The organism is Paraburkholderia sp. GW821-FHT02A12 (genome assembly GCF_059422005.1).
Genome location: NZ_JBWKWA010000001.1, coordinates 1119614 through 1136445, shown reverse-complemented (window position 1 = coordinate 1136445; position 16832 = coordinate 1119614). Strand labels below are relative to the sequence as shown.

Annotated in this window: 18 protein-coding genes; 8 read left to right on the top strand and 10 right to left on the bottom strand. The window is 63.5% G+C overall.

Annotated features, from left to right (window positions below; all coding sequences use genetic code 11):
- The first annotated feature begins 46 nt into the window (after positions 1-46).
- Positions 47-271 (top strand): hypothetical protein, encoded by a 225-nt coding sequence (locus AC07WT_RS05055; RefSeq protein WP_492594034.1) that lies wholly within the window; start codon positions 47-49, stop codon positions 269-271.
- Between the two features lie 93 nt (positions 272-364).
- Here the strand turns inward: AC07WT_RS05055 and AC07WT_RS05050 are convergent, their stop codons facing one another.
- A complete protein-coding gene (locus tag AC07WT_RS05050) occupies positions 365-1069 on the bottom strand; it encodes a glutathione S-transferase C-terminal domain-containing protein (protein ID WP_494946272.1) in 705 nt (234 codons plus the stop codon).
- A gap of 189 nt (positions 1070-1258) precedes the next feature.
- On the bottom strand, positions 1259-1480 hold the full coding sequence (locus tag AC07WT_RS05045) for a hypothetical protein (protein ID WP_494946271.1): 222 nt from the start codon (positions 1478-1480) through the stop codon (positions 1259-1261).
- Between the two features lie 336 nt (positions 1481-1816).
- On the opposite strand from AC07WT_RS05045, the gene dcm reads away from it, so the two are divergent.
- The 4 genes from dcm to AC07WT_RS05025 all read left to right on the top strand — a co-directional run bounded on the left by dcm (position 1817) and on the right by AC07WT_RS05025 (position 5827).
- Entirely contained in the window at positions 1817-3106 is a 1290-nt protein-coding gene (dcm, locus tag AC07WT_RS05040) for a DNA (cytosine-5-)-methyltransferase (protein WP_494946270.1), read from the top strand.
- Between the two features lie 32 nt (positions 3107-3138).
- The gene (locus AC07WT_RS05035) at positions 3139-3585 is read left to right on the top strand and encodes a very short patch repair endonuclease (protein ID WP_494946269.1); all 447 of its coding nucleotides are present in this window, start codon (positions 3139-3141) and stop codon (positions 3583-3585) included.
- A 163-nt stretch (positions 3586-3748) separates the two neighbouring features.
- The gene (locus tag AC07WT_RS05030; RefSeq protein WP_494946268.1) at positions 3749-4258 is read left to right on the top strand and encodes a YbhB/YbcL family Raf kinase inhibitor-like protein; all 510 of its coding nucleotides are present in this window, start codon (positions 3749-3751) and stop codon (positions 4256-4258) included.
- 135 nt (positions 4259-4393) lie between these two features.
- Positions 4394-5827, top strand: a complete 1434-nt coding sequence (locus AC07WT_RS05025) for an MFS transporter (protein ID WP_492594040.1) — start codon at positions 4394-4396, stop codon at positions 5825-5827.
- 55 nt (positions 5828-5882) lie between these two features.
- Here AC07WT_RS05025 and otsA read toward each other — a convergent pair whose 3' ends face one another.
- From otsA to AC07WT_RS04995, 6 genes are all read right to left on the bottom strand, one after another.
- Positions 5883-7307, bottom strand: a complete 1425-nt coding sequence (gene otsA / locus AC07WT_RS05020) for an alpha,alpha-trehalose-phosphate synthase (UDP-forming) (RefSeq protein ID WP_492594041.1) — start codon at positions 7305-7307, stop codon at positions 5883-5885.
- A 214-nt stretch (positions 7308-7521) separates the two neighbouring features.
- Positions 7522-7734, bottom strand: a complete 213-nt coding sequence (locus AC07WT_RS05015) for a hypothetical protein (RefSeq protein ID WP_494946267.1) — start codon at positions 7732-7734, stop codon at positions 7522-7524.
- Between the two features lie 154 nt (positions 7735-7888).
- Positions 7889-8116 carry a hypothetical protein gene (locus tag AC07WT_RS05010; RefSeq protein WP_492594043.1) on the bottom strand — a complete coding sequence of 76 codons (228 nt, stop codon included), beginning with the start codon at positions 8114-8116 and terminating at the stop codon, positions 7889-7891.
- A 135-nt stretch (positions 8117-8251) separates the two neighbouring features.
- Positions 8252-9655, bottom strand: a complete 1404-nt coding sequence (locus AC07WT_RS05005; RefSeq protein WP_494946266.1) for a sigma-54-dependent transcriptional regulator — start codon at positions 9653-9655, stop codon at positions 8252-8254.
- A 305-nt stretch (positions 9656-9960) separates the two neighbouring features.
- A complete protein-coding gene (locus AC07WT_RS05000) occupies positions 9961-10227 on the bottom strand; it encodes a hypothetical protein (protein WP_494946265.1) in 267 nt (88 codons plus the stop codon).
- 61 nt (positions 10228-10288) lie between these two features.
- Positions 10289-10606, bottom strand: coding sequence for an ElaB/YgaM/YqjD family protein (locus tag AC07WT_RS04995; protein WP_494946264.1), 318 nt, complete (start codon positions 10604-10606; stop codon positions 10289-10291).
- Between the two features lie 342 nt (positions 10607-10948).
- On the opposite strand from AC07WT_RS04995, the gene AC07WT_RS04990 reads away from it, so the two are divergent.
- The 3 genes from AC07WT_RS04990 to AC07WT_RS04980 all read left to right on the top strand — a co-directional run bounded on the left by AC07WT_RS04990 (position 10949) and on the right by AC07WT_RS04980 (position 13491).
- Positions 10949-12010: a sigma-54 interaction domain-containing protein gene (locus AC07WT_RS04990; RefSeq protein ID WP_494946263.1), complete on the top strand. Its 1062-nt coding sequence runs from the start codon at positions 10949-10951 to the stop codon at positions 12008-12010.
- A 312-nt stretch (positions 12011-12322) separates the two neighbouring features.
- Positions 12323-12901 carry a hypothetical protein gene (locus tag AC07WT_RS04985; protein ID WP_492594048.1) on the top strand — a complete coding sequence of 193 codons (579 nt, stop codon included), beginning with the start codon at positions 12323-12325 and terminating at the stop codon, positions 12899-12901.
- A gap of 74 nt (positions 12902-12975) precedes the next feature.
- Positions 12976-13491: a hypothetical protein gene (locus tag AC07WT_RS04980; RefSeq protein ID WP_494946262.1), complete on the top strand. Its 516-nt coding sequence runs from the start codon at positions 12976-12978 to the stop codon at positions 13489-13491.
- Between the two features lie 62 nt (positions 13492-13553).
- Here AC07WT_RS04980 and AC07WT_RS04975 read toward each other — a convergent pair whose 3' ends face one another.
- Complete coding sequence (locus tag AC07WT_RS04975; RefSeq protein WP_494946261.1) at positions 13554-14900, bottom strand: ABC transporter ATP-binding protein; 1347 nt, start codon at positions 14898-14900, stop codon at positions 13554-13556.
- A 23-nt stretch (positions 14901-14923) separates the two neighbouring features.
- Positions 14924-16675: an ABC transporter permease gene (locus tag AC07WT_RS04970; RefSeq protein ID WP_494946260.1), complete on the bottom strand. Its 1752-nt coding sequence runs from the start codon at positions 16673-16675 to the stop codon at positions 14924-14926.
- Between the last annotated feature and the right edge of the window lie 157 nt (positions 16676-16832).

The following is a 16832-nucleotide window of genomic DNA, read 5'->3' as shown; positions in this document are numbered from 1 at the left end:
TGTTGCTGCAAACGCGACAATAGTACGACCTAACCTGCTCAACAAAATGGAACTCTGGATACAGCCATGCGCGCCGTGCGCGGAACTCTACGGACAGCCGTCGACGGTCGAGCCACACGAGAACCTGACATTGAACGCCGCCGGAGCAGTGAAGGACGCTCAAGCCGAGCAACACTTCACTTGCATCCGCTGCGGCGCCGCGTTTGCGCGCATCGTCGCGGGCTCCGTCCCGCAACAAGTCTGGTTGCTGCTGAACGCCGGGCAGCATTGACCGAAACGCAGCGCCGTCGCGGATTTGCCCGGGTTTATAGGAATTAATCCGCCACGCAGGCGACCATCGCCGCCCCCCGGCCACGCCGGAAAATCAGACGCGCCGCGGAATCTCCAGCCCCTTCGCCACCGCGGGACGCGCGACGAACGCAGCCAGCGCCCGCCGCACATGCGGGAAATCCTGAATCTCGACCAGATCCCCTGCTTCATAGAAACCGATCAGGTTGCGCACCCAGGGAAAGGTCGCGATATCGGCGATCGAGTAAGCGTCGCCCATGATCCAGTTGCGTCCGTCGAGACGCTGCTCCAGCACGCCGAGCAAACGCTTCGACTCCGCGACATAGCGGTCGCGCGGCCGCTTGTCTTCATAATCCTTGCCGGCGAACTTGTGGAAGAAACCCAGCTGGCCGAACATCGGGCCGATTCCACCCATCTGGAACATCACCCATTGGATCGCTTCATAGCGGCCCGCGGCGTCCTTCGGAATCAGCCGGCCGCTCTTGTCCGCGAGATAAATCAGGATCGCGCCGGATTCGAACAGGGGCAACGGCTTGCCGTCGGGGCCGTGCGGATCGATGATCGCCGGAATCTTGTTGTTCGGATTCAGCGACATGAACTCGGGCGTCATCTGATCGTTCGTATCAAAACGCACGAGATGCGGTTCATACGGCAGACCGATCTCTTCGAGCATGATCGACACCTTCACGCCATTCGGCGTTGGCAGCGAGTAGAGCTGAAGCCGCTCCGGATGTTCAACAGGCCACTTCTTCGTGATGGGGAACGCGGATAGTTCGGTCATGGTAGTGATGTAACCCTTGTGCGAGCACTGCGGCTGGAAATCGGAAATTGGCAATGGGGCTGAACCGCGGGCTGAACAGCTGGCCCCGAAAGCGGGACCGCCAAATATAAACCGACTCAGCACAACGCGTGCGGCGCCGCTCGCAACACCCCACTGCGAGTGTGGCCACGCGACGCTCCGCTCAAAGGTTCACCACAAATCCTTGGTCGCGGTGCCGGCACGCAGGTCATATCCTTCGCGCCACAAGGCCGCACCGACGGTCATCAAGAGCGTCTTCTGCTCGCCGTCGAGCTGTTCCCACGCGGCCGCCAGCCAGGTGGCGAAGCTCGCGCAGGTGGCTTCGAGATCGACGGGCGCTTTGCCTTCCAGGTACTGTCGTTCGAACATCGAAAGCACTTTTTCGGGTGTCATGGCGCACCTCCTGTTGGATGCGCCAAGTCTAAGGGCAGAGCGCGGTGCGCGGCGCCGAACCCGGGTTACTCCCAGGCGAGCGCGGCTCGCGGCCAGCAACAACAACGAGCACTTCCAGCGCATAAAAAAGGCCGCGAACGAAGCCGCGGCCACAACACGTCGCAACGCGGGGAATTCGCGTCACGACGTAAGCCTACACGGCCAATTGTGACATTTGCCTATCCCCCAAAACTCGCCCGTCGACGTCGAATATTTTCTGCCCATCGTCCGCAAAAACAGGAAAAATGGGACGACCTTAGGTCATAATGTCCGCAAAAATTCCCAGCAAGGACGCCCGTGACCCTCGCCGCACCGCTCGAACTGCTCAAGCAGGCGCGCGCCCGCTTCACTCAACGCGAAATCGCCGCGCACGTCGGCAAAGACATCAAGACGGTGCGCCGCTGGGAGAAAGGCGAAACACCGTGTCCGGCCATGCTCGAACCGGCCTTGCGCGATCTGCTGCACACCGGCGCTCGAGCCGGGGCCGGCGCGGCCGACGGTGACGCCAGCTTCCGCTTCATCGATCTGTTCGCCGGTATCGGCGGCATTCGCATGGGTTTCGAAGCGCACGGCGGCGCCTGTGTCTTCACGAGCGAGTGGAACGATTTTTCCACCAGGACGTATTGCGAGAACTACCCGGCCGGCGCCGATCACGCGCTGATCGGCGACATCGTCTCGTTCCCCGCCGAAGAGGTGCCGGGCCACGACGTGCTGCTCGGCGGCTTCCCGTGCCAGCCGTTTTCAATCGCGGGCGTCAGCAAGAAAAACGCGCTCGGCCGGCCGCACGGTTTCGAGTGCACGACACAAGGCACGCTGTTTTTCGACGTCGCGCGAATCATCGCGGCGAAGCGCCCCGCCGCGTTCCTGCTGGAGAACGTGAAAAATCTGCTCTCGCACGACAAGGGCCGCACCTTCGACGTGATCCTGCAAACCTTGCGCGACGAACTCGGCTACGAGGTGCACTACCGGGTGGTCGACGGCCAGCATTTCACGCCGCAGCATCGCGAGCGGATCATCATCGTCGGCTTTCGCGGCAAGACTTCCTTCTCATGGGACGATCTGCATCTGCCGGAACACGGCCCGCGTCTGAGCTCGATCCTGCACCGCACCGACGGCAGCGAACCGGACTTGCCCTGGGATCACGACCGTTTCTTCGACCACGCCAACCGGCGCGTTCAACCGAAGTACACGCTTACCCCGAACCTCTGGACCTATCTGCAAAACTACGCGGCGAAACATCGCGCGGCGGGTAACGGCTTCGGCTTCGGCATGGCCTATCCGGACAGCGTCGCGCGCACGCTGTCGGCGCGCTATCACAAGGACGGCAGCGAGATTCTGGTCTATCAGGGCGAGCAGTCGCGCCCGCGGCGTCTCACGCCACGCGAGTGCGCGCGGCTGATGGGTTTTCCCGACACGTTCCGGATTCCCGTCAGCGACACTCAGGCTTACCGCCAGTTCGGCAACAGCGTCGTGATGCCGGTGATGCGGGAAGTCGCGCGCATCATGCTGCCGCATGTGCAAACCCTGCTCGCCGAGGGGACACGCCATCACCGTGGTTCGACTCAAACCCTCTCGCTGTACGCCTAAGCTATCGAGGACAGCTACCCGAGTCTCTTACGATGGTCGATATCGTCGATAGTGCGACGCGCAGCCGGATGATGTCCGGCATCCGCGGCCGCAATACGAAACCCGAAATCCTGATCCGCAGCCTGCTGCACGGTCAGGGTTTTCGCTTCCGGCTCAACGCCCGCGATCTGCCGGGCCGCCCGGACATCGTGCTGCCGCGCTACCGCGCCGTCGTGCTGGTGCACGGCTGTTTCTGGCACGGCCACGACTGCCATCTGTTCAAGTGGCCGCAAACCCGGCCCGAGTTCTGGCGCGACAAGATCGACCGCAACCGCAGCAACGACGACAAGGTCCAGCAAGCCTTGCTCGCGAGCGGCTGGCGCGTCGCGGTGGTGTGGGAGTGCGCGTTGCGCGGCGCCAATCGCGATATCGAGGGTGTGTTGCAGCGGCTCGTGGAGTGGTTGCGCAGCGACGCGCCGAGCTTCGAGGAACGCGGCTGAAAGCCGCTTGTAGCCTGACCCGCTCACGCGAATCCGAAAGCCGCTGGTGATACACTCGATTGGCTCACCCGGGGCATTTTTTGCGGGTCGATCCGGCACTACGTCGGCAGCATGAAACCGCGCCCCGGCCATCTCCAGAACCATCCTTGAAGGGAGGCATACGATGGCTGATTTCCGTCTCTGGTCCGACGAGTTCCCCACCAATGGCTTCATGCCGAAAGACCACGAATTCGATGACAAGGCATTCGGCGTCGACGGCGAAGGCGGGAACATCTCGCCCGCGCTGCAGTGGGAGGCGCCGCCGGCCGACACTCAAAGCTTCGCACTCACGGTCCACGATCCCGACGCGCCAACCGGCAGCGGCTTCTGGCACTGGGTCGTCGTCAACATTCCGGCCGACGCCCGCTCGCTGTCGCGCAACGCCGGCAAGGCAGACGGCTCGTTGCTGCCGCATGGCGCGCTGCAAGTGCGCAACGACTACGGCACGGTCGGCTTCGGCGGCGCCGCACCGCCGCGCGGCGACAGAACGCATCGCTACATCTTCCGCCTGCACGCACTGAAAGTGCCGCATCTGCCGATCACCGCGGAGACCACTAACGCGGTCGCGCGCTTCATGACGCATCTGAACGAAATCGACTCGACCACGCATACCGGTCTGTACGAACTCAAATAACGCGTGAGACGCGATGCCGGTATGCCTTTTCAGTACCGGCATCATCGCTGCCGCCGTTGTGCATTCCGACGCGGCAAGCGGCGCGCGTGGCTCATCCCGTGACCGAAGAGCCGCCCCCGACAATTCAAAAGAACGATGCACGCACAACCATCCCGCACGGACGGTTCACTTCCGGCCGCCGCCGCAGAGACTCCCGCCGCCGACGCATTGCCAACGGAGCCCGCCGAGCAGGGCTTGCCGGTTCCGCAACGCTACTGGGCGATGCTGGTTATCGCGCTCGCTCTCACGCTGGCGGTGCTCGACAGCGCGATCGCCAACGTGGCCCTCCCCACCATCGCGCGCAATCTGCATGCGAGCGCGGCCGGCTCGATCTGGGTCATCAACGCGTACCAGCTCGCGATCACGATCTCGCTGCTGCCGCTCGCGTCGCTCGGCGACCGCATCGGCTACCGGCGCGTCTATCTGTCCGGGCTGATCCTGTTCACCGTCTCCTCGCTCGGTTGCGCGCTGTCCACATCGCTGCCGACGCTCGCGCTCGCGCGCGTGGTCCAGGGCTTCGGCGCGGCGGGCATCATGAGCGTCAACACGGCACTCGTGCGCATGATCTATCCGCCCACGCAGCTCGGGCGCGGCGTCGCGATCAACGCGATGGTGGTCGCCATATCGTCCGCGGTCGGGCCGACGGTCGCCTCCGGCGTGCTCGCCGTCGCCTCGTGGCCGTGGCTGTTCGCGATCAATGTGCCGATCGGCATCGCGGCGATCGTCGGCGGATTCAAGGCGCTGCCGCTGAACCCCGGCCACGATTCGCCATACGACTACCTGAGCGCGGTGATGAACGCGTTCGTGTTCGGCCTGCTGATCTTCGCCGTCGACGGCCTGGGTCACGGCGAGCGGCTCGGCTACGTCGCGTTCGAAGCGCTCGGCGCACTCGTGATCGGCTACTTCTTCGTGCGCCGACAGTTGACGCAGGCCGCCCCGCTGCTGCCGATCGATTTGCTGAGGATTCCGGTGTTTGCGCTGTCGATCGGCACGTCGGTCTGTTCGTTCTGCGCGCAGATGCTGGCGTTCGTCTCGCTGCCGTTTCTGTTGCAGGACACGCTGGGTTTGTCGCAAGTGCAAACCGGTTTGCTGATGACGCCGTGGCCGCTCGTGATCGTGGTTGCGGCGCCGTTGTCGGGCGTGCTGTCGGACAAGGTGTCGGCGGGCTGGCTCGGCGGCATCGGACTCGTTGCGCTGACCGCGGGCCTGCTGCTGCTCGCCACGCTCGGCGCGCACCCCGAGCCAATGCAGATCGCGTGGCGCATGGCGCTGTGCGGCGCGGGCTTCGGCATTTTCCAGTCGCCAAACAACCGGACCATACTGTCGGCCGCGCCGCGTGAACGCAGCGGCGGCGCGAGCGGCATGCTCGGCACCGCGCGGCTGACAGGACAGACGCTCGGCGCGGCGCTGGTCGCGCTGATCTTCGGCGTCGCGCCGCAGCACGGGCCGATCGTCGCGTTGTATGTCGCCGCGTGCTTCTCGGCCGTCGCCGCCGTGGTCAGCACGTTACGGGTCGTGCAGCGCGCGTGAGTGACGTGACCGGCACACGTGCTTTAGAAAACCCGCGCGGCCGCCCTCGATCCGGCTACGTCGCCGTCACGTCAGCGAGCTTTACCGCCTTGGCCGTCACGGAAGAAGCCGTCGCGACATTGCGCAAGTCGGCGAGGAAGGTATCGCGCCAGACCGACAGATTGTTCTCGCGCATTGGCGCCATCATGTCGGCGTGACGCGCCTGCCGCTCGGCGAGCGGCATCGACAGCGCGCGCTCCAGCGCCTCGGCCATCTGCGACAGGTCGAACGGATTGACGACCAGCGCGCCCGGCAATTGCTCGGCCGCACCCGCGAATTGCGACAGCACCAGCACGCCCGGATCGGCCGGATCCTGCGAGGCGACGTATTCCTTGGCGACCAGATTCATCCCGTCGCGCAGTGGCGTCACATAGCCGACCTGCGATTGACGGAACAGCGCCATCAACAGATTGCGCTCGTACTTGCGGTTCAGGTACTGGATCGGCGTCCAGTCGAGTTGCGCGAAACGGCCGTTGATGCGCCCCGCCTCGCCCTCGAGCGTCTGACGAATCCGCTGATAGGTCTGCACGTCGGCGCGAGTCGGCGGCGCGATCTGCACCAGCGACACGCGCCCGTGCCAACCAGGCGCATTCAGCAGCAAGCGCTCGAATGCCTGGAAGCGCTCCACCAGCCCCTTCGAATAATCGAGCCGATCGACGCTCATGATCAGCTTGCGCCCGCGCATGCCGTCGCGCAGGCTGCGCACCGGCTTGCGGTCGGTGAACTGCTCCGCGGCCTTGGCGATCGCATCGGGATAGATGCCGATCGGGTAAGCGCCGACTTTGAGGAAGCGGTTATAGGCGTGCACCATGCCGTCTTCGCTCGAACTCCCATGCTGGCCGCGCTCGATATAGTCGACGAACGACTGGCGGTCCGCCTCGGTCTGGAAACCGACCACGTCGTAGCTGCACATGGCCTTGAGCAACTCTTCGTGCGGCGGAATCGTCCGCAGCACTTCGGCCACTGGAAACGGAATATGCAGGAAGAAGCCGATTGGATTCTTCACGCCGAGATCGCGCAGGCAGCGCGCGAACGGCAGCAGGTGATAATCGTGCACCCAGATGATGTCGTCAGGCTTCAGCAGCTCCTTGAGCTGCCTTGCGAGCGTCGCGTTGACGCGCTGATAGCCTGCGTATTCCTGCCGGTCGTAACGCGACAGGTCATTGCGATAGTGGAACGTCGGCCACAGTGTCGCGTTCGAAAAGCCGCGGTAGTACTGGTCATAGTCGCGCTTGGTGAGACCCACCGTCGCGTAGGTGACATTGCGCTGCTTTTCGATCACCGGATCGGACGGTTCAGCCACCGTCTCGCCGCTCCAGCCGAACCAGACTCCGCCGGTTTCCTTCAGCGCGTCCAGCACGCCGATCGCGAGCCCGCCCGCTGCGGGACGCCCTTCCTGGGTCGGCGCGACACGATTCGATACCACGATCAGTCTGCTCATTGGTGCTCCACCTCAGTCAGTTGTTTCGTTGCATATGGATATGTGCCAGGCAGGTGCATGCAAGTCGCGTGCCGTTTTATGAGACAGCAGAAATAAAAATGTATGAAAATGTGAAGGGCGAGCAAAAACGCGCGACGCCGCAGCACCGCGAAGAAATTTTTTCTGCTTTGTATGACGACCCCAGAAGCCTGCAACCGCTCGCGTCAGGCGTGGTTCAAGCGTCCTGTTCCGAGCCTAGATCGCGCTGATATTCCAGCCCTTCCGGACGCACGCCGCCCTGATTGTGCTCGCCGTCTGGCGGGGCGTTCGGCGCGACGCGGTTCTGCGCGGCCGGATCCGGCGTCACCGGCGGAACACTATTGTTGCTGGACGGCCGGGAATCGCGCTTCGAGTGGCGCGCGGAACGTCGCAGTGCGGGATGTCTCATGATCGCTGCCTCCAGCGGAAGGCCGCCGCCGAAACAAGGCGGCATCAATATAGTCTAGGGGTCACGAAGGTAAATTGCCGGTAAAAGATGCGCCGGCTTTGTAACAAGTACATAAAATCGCTGCGCCGGTATGTGGCGTCGCGCACAAAGCCGGTCAGAGTTGCACGCGTTGCTGCCGCAGCCCGCCGGCTTGCGGCGTTTGAGTCGGTTGCGGCGGCGGATCGCCGATCGGCGGAGCAACCGGTTCGAGCGGATCTGGAGTCGGCGTGGGGGGCGTGTCGGGCTCGTCAGGAGTAAACGGCGGTTCGACCGGCTCGGGACGGTGAGCGTGCTTCGCAAGAGCAAGCGCGGGAAGCACAGGAGCGGCAGCATATTCCGGCATGTCGGTGATCCTCGTTTTCGCGTTCGATTGAATCGCAGCAAGGGCTGTGCCGAAATCGACGCGCTCCTCGCGAGATGGCGCGCACGTCGCTCGCGAGCGTGACGCGTCGGGCCGTGACGCGTCGGGTGTGGCGCTTTACGCGTCGGCGCCGCCCAAGGCGCGCGATTCGTCCGCGGCGGCGTCGCCTTCTTCACGCGCGTCGTTGCCGTAATCGACCAGACGGTTGTACAGCGTCTTCAGACTGATGCCGAGAATCTCAGCCGCGCGCGTTTTCACGCCGCCGCATTGTTCGAGGGTCGCGAGAATCAGCTGACGATCCGCTTCGGCGAGCGACGTGCCGAACGGAATCATGATCGACGTGCCGGCCGCGGGCTTGGATAACGTGATCTGCAACGGCACCGTTGCCGTGCTGTCCGAATCGGCACCCGACATGATGTGCGCGCGCTGCACGTAGTTCTTCAACTCGCGCACGTTGCCCGGCCAAGGGTAAGACAACAGCATCTCCTTCACCGCGGCGGGGAAATGCTTCTTCGTGCTGTGATGCTCATTGAGTTCGTCGAGGAAGGACTGGGCAAGCAGCTCCACGTCCTTGCCCCGGTCGCGCAACGGCGGCAGGCTGATCGGGAACACGTTCAGGCGATGGTACAGATCCAGACGCAGCTTGCCTTCCAGCACGGCCTGCTCCGGATCGCGATTGGTCGCGGCGATCAGGCGCACGTCGGTTTCGATTTCCCTGGTCGTGCCGACCCGCATGAACATGCCGGTTTCCAGCACGCGCAGCAGCTTGACCTGCAACTCGATCGGCATTTCGGTGATTTCGTCGAGAAACAGCGTGCCGCCGTTCGCGCGTTCGAAATAACCCTTGTGCTGCCGGTCCGCGCCGGTGAACGAGCCACGCTCGTGGCCGAACATTTCCGACTCGATCAGGTTCGGCGAAATCGCGCCGCAGTTCACTGCGAGGAACGCATGCTTACGTCGCAGGCTGAGCTGGTGCAGTGTCTGCGCGGCGACCTCCTTGCCCGTGCCCGACTCGCCCACGAGCATCACCGAGGCCGCCGTCGGCGCGACGCGGCCGATCTGGTCGTACACCTCCTGCATGGCCGGCGAATTGCCGAGCATCAGACCGAAGCGGCCCATGCGGCGCAACTCGCCGCGCAGCGTGCCGATTTCCGCCTTGAGGTCGCCGGGGCGCGGCAGGCGCGACAGGATCGCCTTCACGCGCTGCATGTTGATCGGCTTCACCAGGTAGTCGGTCGCGCCCATCTTCAGCGCGTTCACCGCCGACTCCACCGTAGCGTGGCCGGTAATCACGATCACCTCGACGCCCGAACGCGGATCGAGGTCTTCGAACAGATCGACGCCGCTGCCATCGGGCAGCTTCAGGTCGGTAAACACGACGTCCGGCATCTGCCGGACCAGTTGAATACGCGCTTCGCGCAAATCACCCGCGGTGGCGGTGGTGAGGCCGTCTTCCCCGATGATGGTGGAAAGCGCCTCGCGGGTACCGGCATCGTCATCGACAATCAGTACGTGTGGCATCGCGTCTCGAAAGCCCGAAAGCGTGAATGGGGAAACATGCTGACCCGCATGCTAAAAAAGCCGGCCGGCAACCTTTAGCCTGGCTGCGATGCGCCCGAATGTGAGCACACGCAAACTTTATGGCAAAAGCGCCGGGCCTTCGACTTAATTCAATATCGCAACAATATCTGGAGAAACCGGTGGGTTTAACACGTCATTGTTGTGTATTTGCCTATTATACGGCGTTATCGAGACAAAACAGCAACGCATCCGGCCATCGCACGGCAAACTGCGGTGCCCTGGCGATGCGGTTAAAGCAGCGGCGTTCAGCTGCGCGGAAACGGCCATGCGCTGCCGTTGCCGCCCGGATGCTCCGAGCCATTCGCGCCATGGGTGGCCGGGTTGACGCTCTCCATCTCGACACTGCCGGCCGGGGTAGGCGGGGTGGCCACCATGCCGCCCTCACCCTCCCAGCGGCTCAATTCGCGCGCCGCCGGAACCTGCGAAGCACGGTTTTTCTGCACATAGCGCAGGACCAGCCAACCGCCGACAACCATCAGCGCGCCAAAAATGCCAATTTTAGGTCGTGCCATCGTGAACTCCTTTTCGTCGTGAAGCTCGTTGTGAAGCGGGTCGGCACGGAATGGCTGCGCCTCAGCGCGCGGCCAGAACGCCGATCAGGAAACCCACCCCCGCTGCGATGCCGACCGACTGCCAAGGGTTGTGCCGCACGTATCGCTCGGCGTTGACGGTCGCGGCCCGATAGCGCCGCTGCGCGCTCTGTTGCGCGTCGCCGAGCGCCGACTGCAAACTCTCGACATGCGTTCCGAGACGATCGCGCAGCGCGCTGACGCCTTCGCCCGGTACGTTGGCGGCGAGCCGCAGCATTTCCTCCGAGTCCTTCAGCAGCACTTGCAGATCCTGGACGATCTTCTGCCCGCCGAGTGCAAGCTGTTGCGTGGTGTCAGCCATCATTCACTCCCATGTCTGAGTTCTGCGTTCGCGAATTGTTTCCGGCGAGTCGTCAGACAGCGTCCATAGCCGGCGCAATAGGTCGGAAACAGATGCGTGTCGGGTGCCAACGGCAAATATCGTTCCCGGTAAATTTGCCGTTCGTGAGCCGCGGTTTCGCCCATTCCGGCACTTTCGACCGACCGTTCACCGATGTATTTCGCCAGCCGTGACGCCGATTGCCGCAAACGCCGTCGAAGTGGTTAAATCGTCTTTTGTGAGATATTGATCTTGCGGGTCACCTTCTCGTTATAGGCCTGCGCGCCGCAACAACGAACTACATTTGCCCAGGACTCCCCGTTTATGGCGTCAACCGATCTGGACTCGCCCACCGTCTCCGCCGGCGGCCATGCTTCGGAACAGGCGAAGCAGCGCGTCGCGGACGGCATCGCGGGACTGAAATCGTATGGGCTGCTGTACGGCTCGTCGCCGGTGATGCAGGAGCTGTACGAGCAGATCGCGCGCGTCGCCAGCACCGACGCAACCGCGCTGATCATCGGCGAATCGGGCACCGGCAAGGAGTTGATCGCCCGCACGATTCACGATCAAAGCAGCCGCAAGGAAGCACCGTTCGTCGCGGTCAACTGCGGCGCGATTCCCGATGAGCTGATCGAAGCCGAATTATTCGGCCACGAGAAAGGCAGTTTCACGGGCGCGGTCCAGGGCCGCGTCGGCTACTTCGAACATGCGAACGGCGGCACGCTGTTCCTCGACGAAATCACCGAGATGGCGCCGGTCCGCCAGGTCAAGCTGCTGCGCGCGCTCGAGACCGGCACGTTCTATCGGGTCGGCGGCAGCGAACCGATTCACGGCGACGTGCGCGTGATCGCCGCAACCAATCGCGACCCCGCGGTGGCCGTCAAGGAAAACGGCCTGCGCGAAGATCTCATGTACCGTCTCGCCGTTTTTCCGTTGCGCGCGCCGCCGCTGCGCGAGCGCGAAGGCGATCGCGAACTGCTCGCGCAACACTTCCTCGCCTTGCTGAACCAGCAGGAAAGCACGCACAAGAGCTTCAGCAAACGGGCGATCGAAACGCTGCGCACGTGGTCGTGGCCGGGCAACGTGCGTGAGTTGAAGAACGCCGTCTATCGCGCATTCATTCTCGCGGAGAAGACGGTCGAGCTGCCGCATCCGCATCTCGCGTCGCGTGTGAAAAAGCCCGTCACACAGGGCAATGCAATGAGCGTGTGGATCGGAACGCCGCTCGCCGATGCGCAAAGGCAGATCATTCTCGGCACGCTGAAATATTGCGGCGGCGACAAACGGCGTGCGGCCAAGGCACTCGGCGTCAGCCTGAAAACGCTGTACAACCGCTTGAGCGCCTACGGCGGCGACGAAGCCGCGGAAGAAGAAATCGAACAATAAGCTGTGCCATCCCGCTCGCGCGCCAGGTTCGCGTGAGCGCGTGTCCGCAGTCCACATCCGCGCTCATTTCCACGCGCTTGCAATCGCGCCTGCAATCCCTTCGCATCACCAGGCAAATCGGCATCCGTTCAACAGAAACCGATTTGACCCGCATCATCTTTTGCAATTGCTTGCACTTTCCCTCTGCCAATTACAAATAGCATCCTGCAAAATGCGGCAGCGCGTGTCGCAACGATGGAATCGGCGTGCTGTTCGTTCACCAACTCGCTTTGAGCGTAAATGAAGGGCGCCGGCAGAAGCAGAGACAGGGAAATGCAAAAAAATATAGTGTGGGCCGACCGGGCAAAACCAACGGCCAAACGCGGATACTCAAATGCAACGGCGCTTGTCGCGCTGGCGATTGCGATCTCGTCGGCGTTGAGCGGCTGTGGTTCGCTCTACTCGGAAGGCGCCACTGCCGGCGCCGGTATCGCGGGCGCCGCGCTCGCGGCGAAGGTCACCAACAATGCGGCGGTTGCCACCGGCATCGGTCTCGGCGCAGTGGCCGCAGCCCGCGCCGGCGTGCAGTACTCGGAGCGCGTGGTCCACAAGAATACCCAGGACGGCATCGCGAAAATCGCCGGGCCGCTCGAAGTCGGCGCCGTCGCGCCGTGGAGCGTGACCCACTCCATGCCGATCGAAGACGACGAACATGGCCGCGTCACCGTCAGCCGCACGATCAGCAGCGGCGCGCTCGACTGCAAGGAAATCGTCTTCTCGGTCGATCAGACCGCCACCAAAAATGTGCCCGCGAGCAGCGCGTTCTATGTCGCATCGATCTGCCGCGACGGCGACAACTGGAAATGGGCGTCGGCCGAACCCGCCACCGAACGCTGGGGCGCGCTGCAATGAAGGCGCTTTCGCGTTCGGTCCCGCGTCTGATTCTCCATTTGATTCCGCGTTTGATTCCTCGCTCGGTCCCTCCTGTGCTTTCCGGCGACCGCCTGCGGCTCGCGCTGGCCGGTGCGCTGTGCATCGGCGCCGGTCTGCTGACGAGCGGCTGCTCGTCGGTCGGTGCGGCGAGCGGCGCGGCGGCCGGCGTCGCCTCGGGTCTCGTGACCACCAATCCGGCCGTGGGCATCGGCGTCGGCATCGCCGTGCAGGCCGCCACCGACGAAGCCATCGGCCGCTATGTGCGCACCCTGCACACCGATCAGCAGAACATGATCGCCGCCCTGGCGGGCGCGATGCCGGTCGGCGAGACGCGGCCCTGGGCGGTCAAGCACACGCTACCGATCGAGAACGGCCACGGCAAGGTGCGTGTGACCCGTGCATTCGGTTCGGCGCTCGCGCTATGCAAGGAATTCGTGTTTTCGGTCCAGGACGGCGACGGCCCGAACGCGCACGAAGCCTGGTACACCGGCAGCGCGTGCCAGCAGGACAAAGGCTGGAAGTGGGCGTCCGCGGAACCGGCGGTCGAACGCTGGGGCAATCTGCAATAAAAAAACGGCAGGGTCTCCCCTGCCGCTTTTTGCTTGAAGCGTCGTAATCGTCTCCAACGAACTTAAGACTCCACGTCTTCCAGGCTGAAAATTTCCGTCTGGTCGTTGTACGAGAATATCTCGCCATAACGGCCCCAGTTGATCACTGCGTCGAGCGTCTCTTCCGCGGCGCTGTCCGACAGAAAATCCTCCAGTTCCTGCTCGAAGCGCACACGCGGCGCCCGATGCCCCGGCCGTTCGTTCAGCACCTTCTTGATTCGCGCGGCAAGCGGCACGTGCCGCAGCAGATGCTCGGCGAACATCATCTTGCGCTCCTGCGTACCGAACTCGGCGAACACGCGCGCCGGCGGCGTCAAGAAAATATCGCCTTCGCGCACGTCGGCGAAACCCAGGTGCTGCAGCACTTCCGCGACCGGGAACAGATCGTCCACCTCCAGATGCAGCGAGCGGGCGATTTCCGGCATGTCGGCGCGGCCGTGGTACGGCGCGGCGGCGAGCGTTTCGATCAGACCGGCCATCAGGTTGGTCGACACATGCGGCAGCCAGCTGCCGAGTTCGAGCCCTTTCTTGGTCGCTTCGTCGGTCTGGCGCGCGGTCATCTTTGCGTAGATCTCGTCGACCAGACGGCGGAACGCCGGATCCAGCCGGTTGCGCGGATGCTTGAACGGCACCTTGATCTCGGCGATCACGCGGCCCGGATTCGACGACAGCACCAGAATGCGATCGCACATGAACACCGCTTCCTCGATGTTGTGCGTGACGATCAGCACCGATTTGATCGGCATGCGGCCTTGCGTCCACAGGTCGAGCAGGTCGGTACGCAGCGTTTCGGCGGTCAGCACGTCGAGGGCGGAAAACGGCTCGTCCATCAGCAGCAGCGTGGGGTCGACCACCAGCGCGCGCGCAAAGCCGACGCGCTGACGCATGCCGCCCGACAACTCGCGCGGATACGCGTTTTCAAAACCGTCGAGACCGATCAGGTCGATCGCGGCCAGCGCGCGTTCGCGGCGCTCGCGCGCGGCGACGCCTTGCGCTTCGAGGCCCGCTTCCACGTTCTGCAGCACGGTCAGCCACGGGAACAGCGCGAAGGTCTGGAACACCATCGCGACGCCCTTCGCCGGGCCGTCGAGCGGCTTGCTCATATAGGTCACATCGCCGTCGGTCGGCTCGATCAGGCCGGCGATGATACGCAACAGCGTCGACTTGCCGGATCCCGAACGGCCCAGCATGCCGACGATCTCACCTTCGCGCAGCGACAGGTTCACATCGTCGAGGACGAGCAACTCACCTTGAGTCTTGTTGAACCCCCGGCACACGTCCTTGACGCACAGAATCTCTTCGCCCAGGCGCGGAGGCATCGGCGGCGTCTGGAGCGGCGCGGCGGTTATGGCAGCTTTAGGATTTTGCATCGCGTTTTGCCTTAAATTTACTGTCAATCGAGCCGCAGCCTGGACTCGGCATAGGCGTACATCGGACGCCACAGCAGGCGGTTGAACAAGGTCACGAACAGGGACATCACGGCGATGCCCAGAATGATCTTCGGATAATCGCCCGCCGCGGTGGTTTGTGCGATATACGCGCCCAAGCCATGCGCGGCCACCTTCGTGTCGCCCCACTGCACGAACTCCGCGACGATGCTCGCGTTCCACGCGCCGCCCGACGCGGTGATCGCGCCGGTCACGTAATAAGGGAAGATGCCCGGCAGCATCGCCTGACGCCACCATTGCCAGCCGCGGATATGGAAATTCTTGGCCGCCTCGCGGTAGTCGTTCGGATACGAGCTGGCGCCGGCAATCACGTTGAACAGGATATACCACTGGGTGCCGAGCACGATCAGCGGCGACAGCCAGATGTCCGGGTTCAGATGAAAGCGCACGATCACGATCACGAACACCGGGAACAGCAGGTTGGCCGGGAACGCGGCAAGGAACTGCGCGAGCGGCTGGATCTTCTCCGCGAGCGCCGGACGCAGCCCGATCAGCACGCCGATCGGCACCCAGACCACCGAGGCGATCGCGATCAGCAGCACCACGCGCAGCAGCGTGACGAGCCCAAGCACGAACACGTGGCCGACTTCGTCGAGCGTGACGCCGGTACGCACATAGATGAACACGCGGTACACCACATAGACGGTGGCGACCAGCACCAGCGCCGCCCACACGATGTCGCCGATACGCGAGGTTTTCTCGCGCTGCGGAATCTGGAAGCGCGGCCCGTGAATCGCCGGCAGCCGGAACGGCATGCGCGCGGCCTTCGCGAACATCCAGCCGAGCGGCACCAGCAAACGGTGAATCAGGCGCGTGCGGCGAATCAGGTCGAGCAGCCACGATTCCGGCGCATTGCCCGAACTGGTGGTTTCCATGCGGAATTTGTCGGCCCATGCGACCAGCGGGCGAAACAGGAACTGGTCGTAGGCGAGAATCACGACCGTCATCGCGAGAATCACCCAGCAGATCGCGTGCAGATTCTTCTCGGAGATCGCCTGCGACAGAAACGCGCCGATCCCCGGCAGCGTGATCGTATTGTTGCCCACCGTGATGGCTTCGGAAGCCACCACGAAGAACCAGCCGCCCGACATCGACATCATCATGTTCCAGATGAGGCCGGGCATCGAGAACGGCACTTCGAGCTTCCAGAAGCGCTGCCATGAAGTCAGATGAAAGCCGCGCGAGACTTCGTCCAGATCGCGCGGCACCGTGCGCAGCGACTGATAGAAGCTGAACGTCATGTTCCACGCCTGGCTCGTGAAGATCGCGAAGATCGCCGCCAGTTCGGCGCCGAGCACTCGGCCCGGGAACAGCGCGAGAAAGAACGTGACCGTAAACGAAATGTAGCCGAGCACCGGCACCGATTGCAGGATGTCGAGAATCGGCACCAGCACCATGCCGGCGCGGCGGCTCTTGGCGGCGAGCGTGCCGTACACCAGCGTGAAGGTCAGCGACGCGACCATGGCCGCGAGCATGCGCAGCGTGGTGCGCATCGCATATTCAGGCAGGTTCGACGGGTCGAGCGAGATCGCCTGAGTCTTCAGCGTCGACATCGGCGCCAGCGTCTCGTGAAAACCGATCGCCGCCATCGCAATGATGCAGATGATCAGCGGAAAGGCGACGAAGTCCCAGCGATTGGGCAGGACCCGCCAAGCGGAAGCATTGGCAGTGCGCTTCAGGTCGAAGCTGAAATCCATCAGGCGCCCTCCCCGTTGTGACAGGCATTCGAGTGCATGAAGGAGGCCGAGGCTTCGGCGCGGCGGTCTGAAGATCGGTCCGGAAAGCGGAAATCAGGCATGGCAAAACGCGTGTGCGCGGTAAATCGTTAGCGTTGGAGACACGTAGACCGGTGGC

Bases quoted from the DNA above. Each gene is read 5' to 3' on its own strand.
- AC07WT_RS05055 (WP_492594034.1), top strand. From the start codon at position 47: ATGGAACTCTGGATACAGCCATGCGCGCCGTGCGCGGAACTCTACGGA.
- AC07WT_RS05050 (WP_494946272.1), bottom strand. From the start codon at position 1,069: ATGACCGAACTATCCGCGTTCCCCATCACGAAGAAGTGGCCTGTTGAA.
- AC07WT_RS05045 (WP_494946271.1), bottom strand. From the start codon at position 1,480: ATGACACCCGAAAAAGTGCTTTCGATGTTCGAACGACAGTACCTGGAA.
- AC07WT_RS05035 (WP_494946269.1), top strand. From the start codon at position 3,139: ATGGTCGATATCGTCGATAGTGCGACGCGCAGCCGGATGATGTCCGGC.
- AC07WT_RS05030 (WP_494946268.1), top strand. From the start codon at position 3,749: ATGGCTGATTTCCGTCTCTGGTCCGACGAGTTCCCCACCAATGGCTTC.
- AC07WT_RS05025 (WP_492594040.1), top strand. From the start codon at position 4,394: ATGCACGCACAACCATCCCGCACGGACGGTTCACTTCCGGCCGCCGCC.
- otsA (WP_492594041.1), bottom strand. From the start codon at position 7,307: ATGAGCAGACTGATCGTGGTATCGAATCGTGTCGCGCCGACCCAGGAA.
- AC07WT_RS05015 (WP_494946267.1), bottom strand. From the start codon at position 7,734: ATGAGACATCCCGCACTGCGACGTTCCGCGCGCCACTCGAAGCGCGAT.
- AC07WT_RS05010 (WP_492594043.1), bottom strand. From the start codon at position 8,116: ATGCCGGAATATGCTGCCGCTCCTGTGCTTCCCGCGCTTGCTCTTGCG.
- AC07WT_RS05005 (WP_494946266.1), bottom strand. From the start codon at position 9,655: ATGCCACACGTACTGATTGTCGATGACGATGCCGGTACCCGCGAGGCG.
- AC07WT_RS05000 (WP_494946265.1), bottom strand. From the start codon at position 10,227: ATGGCACGACCTAAAATTGGCATTTTTGGCGCGCTGATGGTTGTCGGC.
- AC07WT_RS04995 (WP_494946264.1), bottom strand. From the start codon at position 10,606: ATGGCTGACACCACGCAACAGCTTGCACTCGGCGGGCAGAAGATCGTC.
- AC07WT_RS04990 (WP_494946263.1), top strand. From the start codon at position 10,949: ATGGCGTCAACCGATCTGGACTCGCCCACCGTCTCCGCCGGCGGCCAT.
- AC07WT_RS04985 (WP_492594048.1), top strand. From the start codon at position 12,323: ATGCAAAAAAATATAGTGTGGGCCGACCGGGCAAAACCAACGGCCAAA.
- AC07WT_RS04975 (WP_494946261.1), bottom strand. From the start codon at position 14,900: ATGCAAAATCCTAAAGCTGCCATAACCGCCGCGCCGCTCCAGACGCCG.
- AC07WT_RS04970 (WP_494946260.1), bottom strand. From the start codon at position 16,675: ATGGATTTCAGCTTCGACCTGAAGCGCACTGCCAATGCTTCCGCTTGG.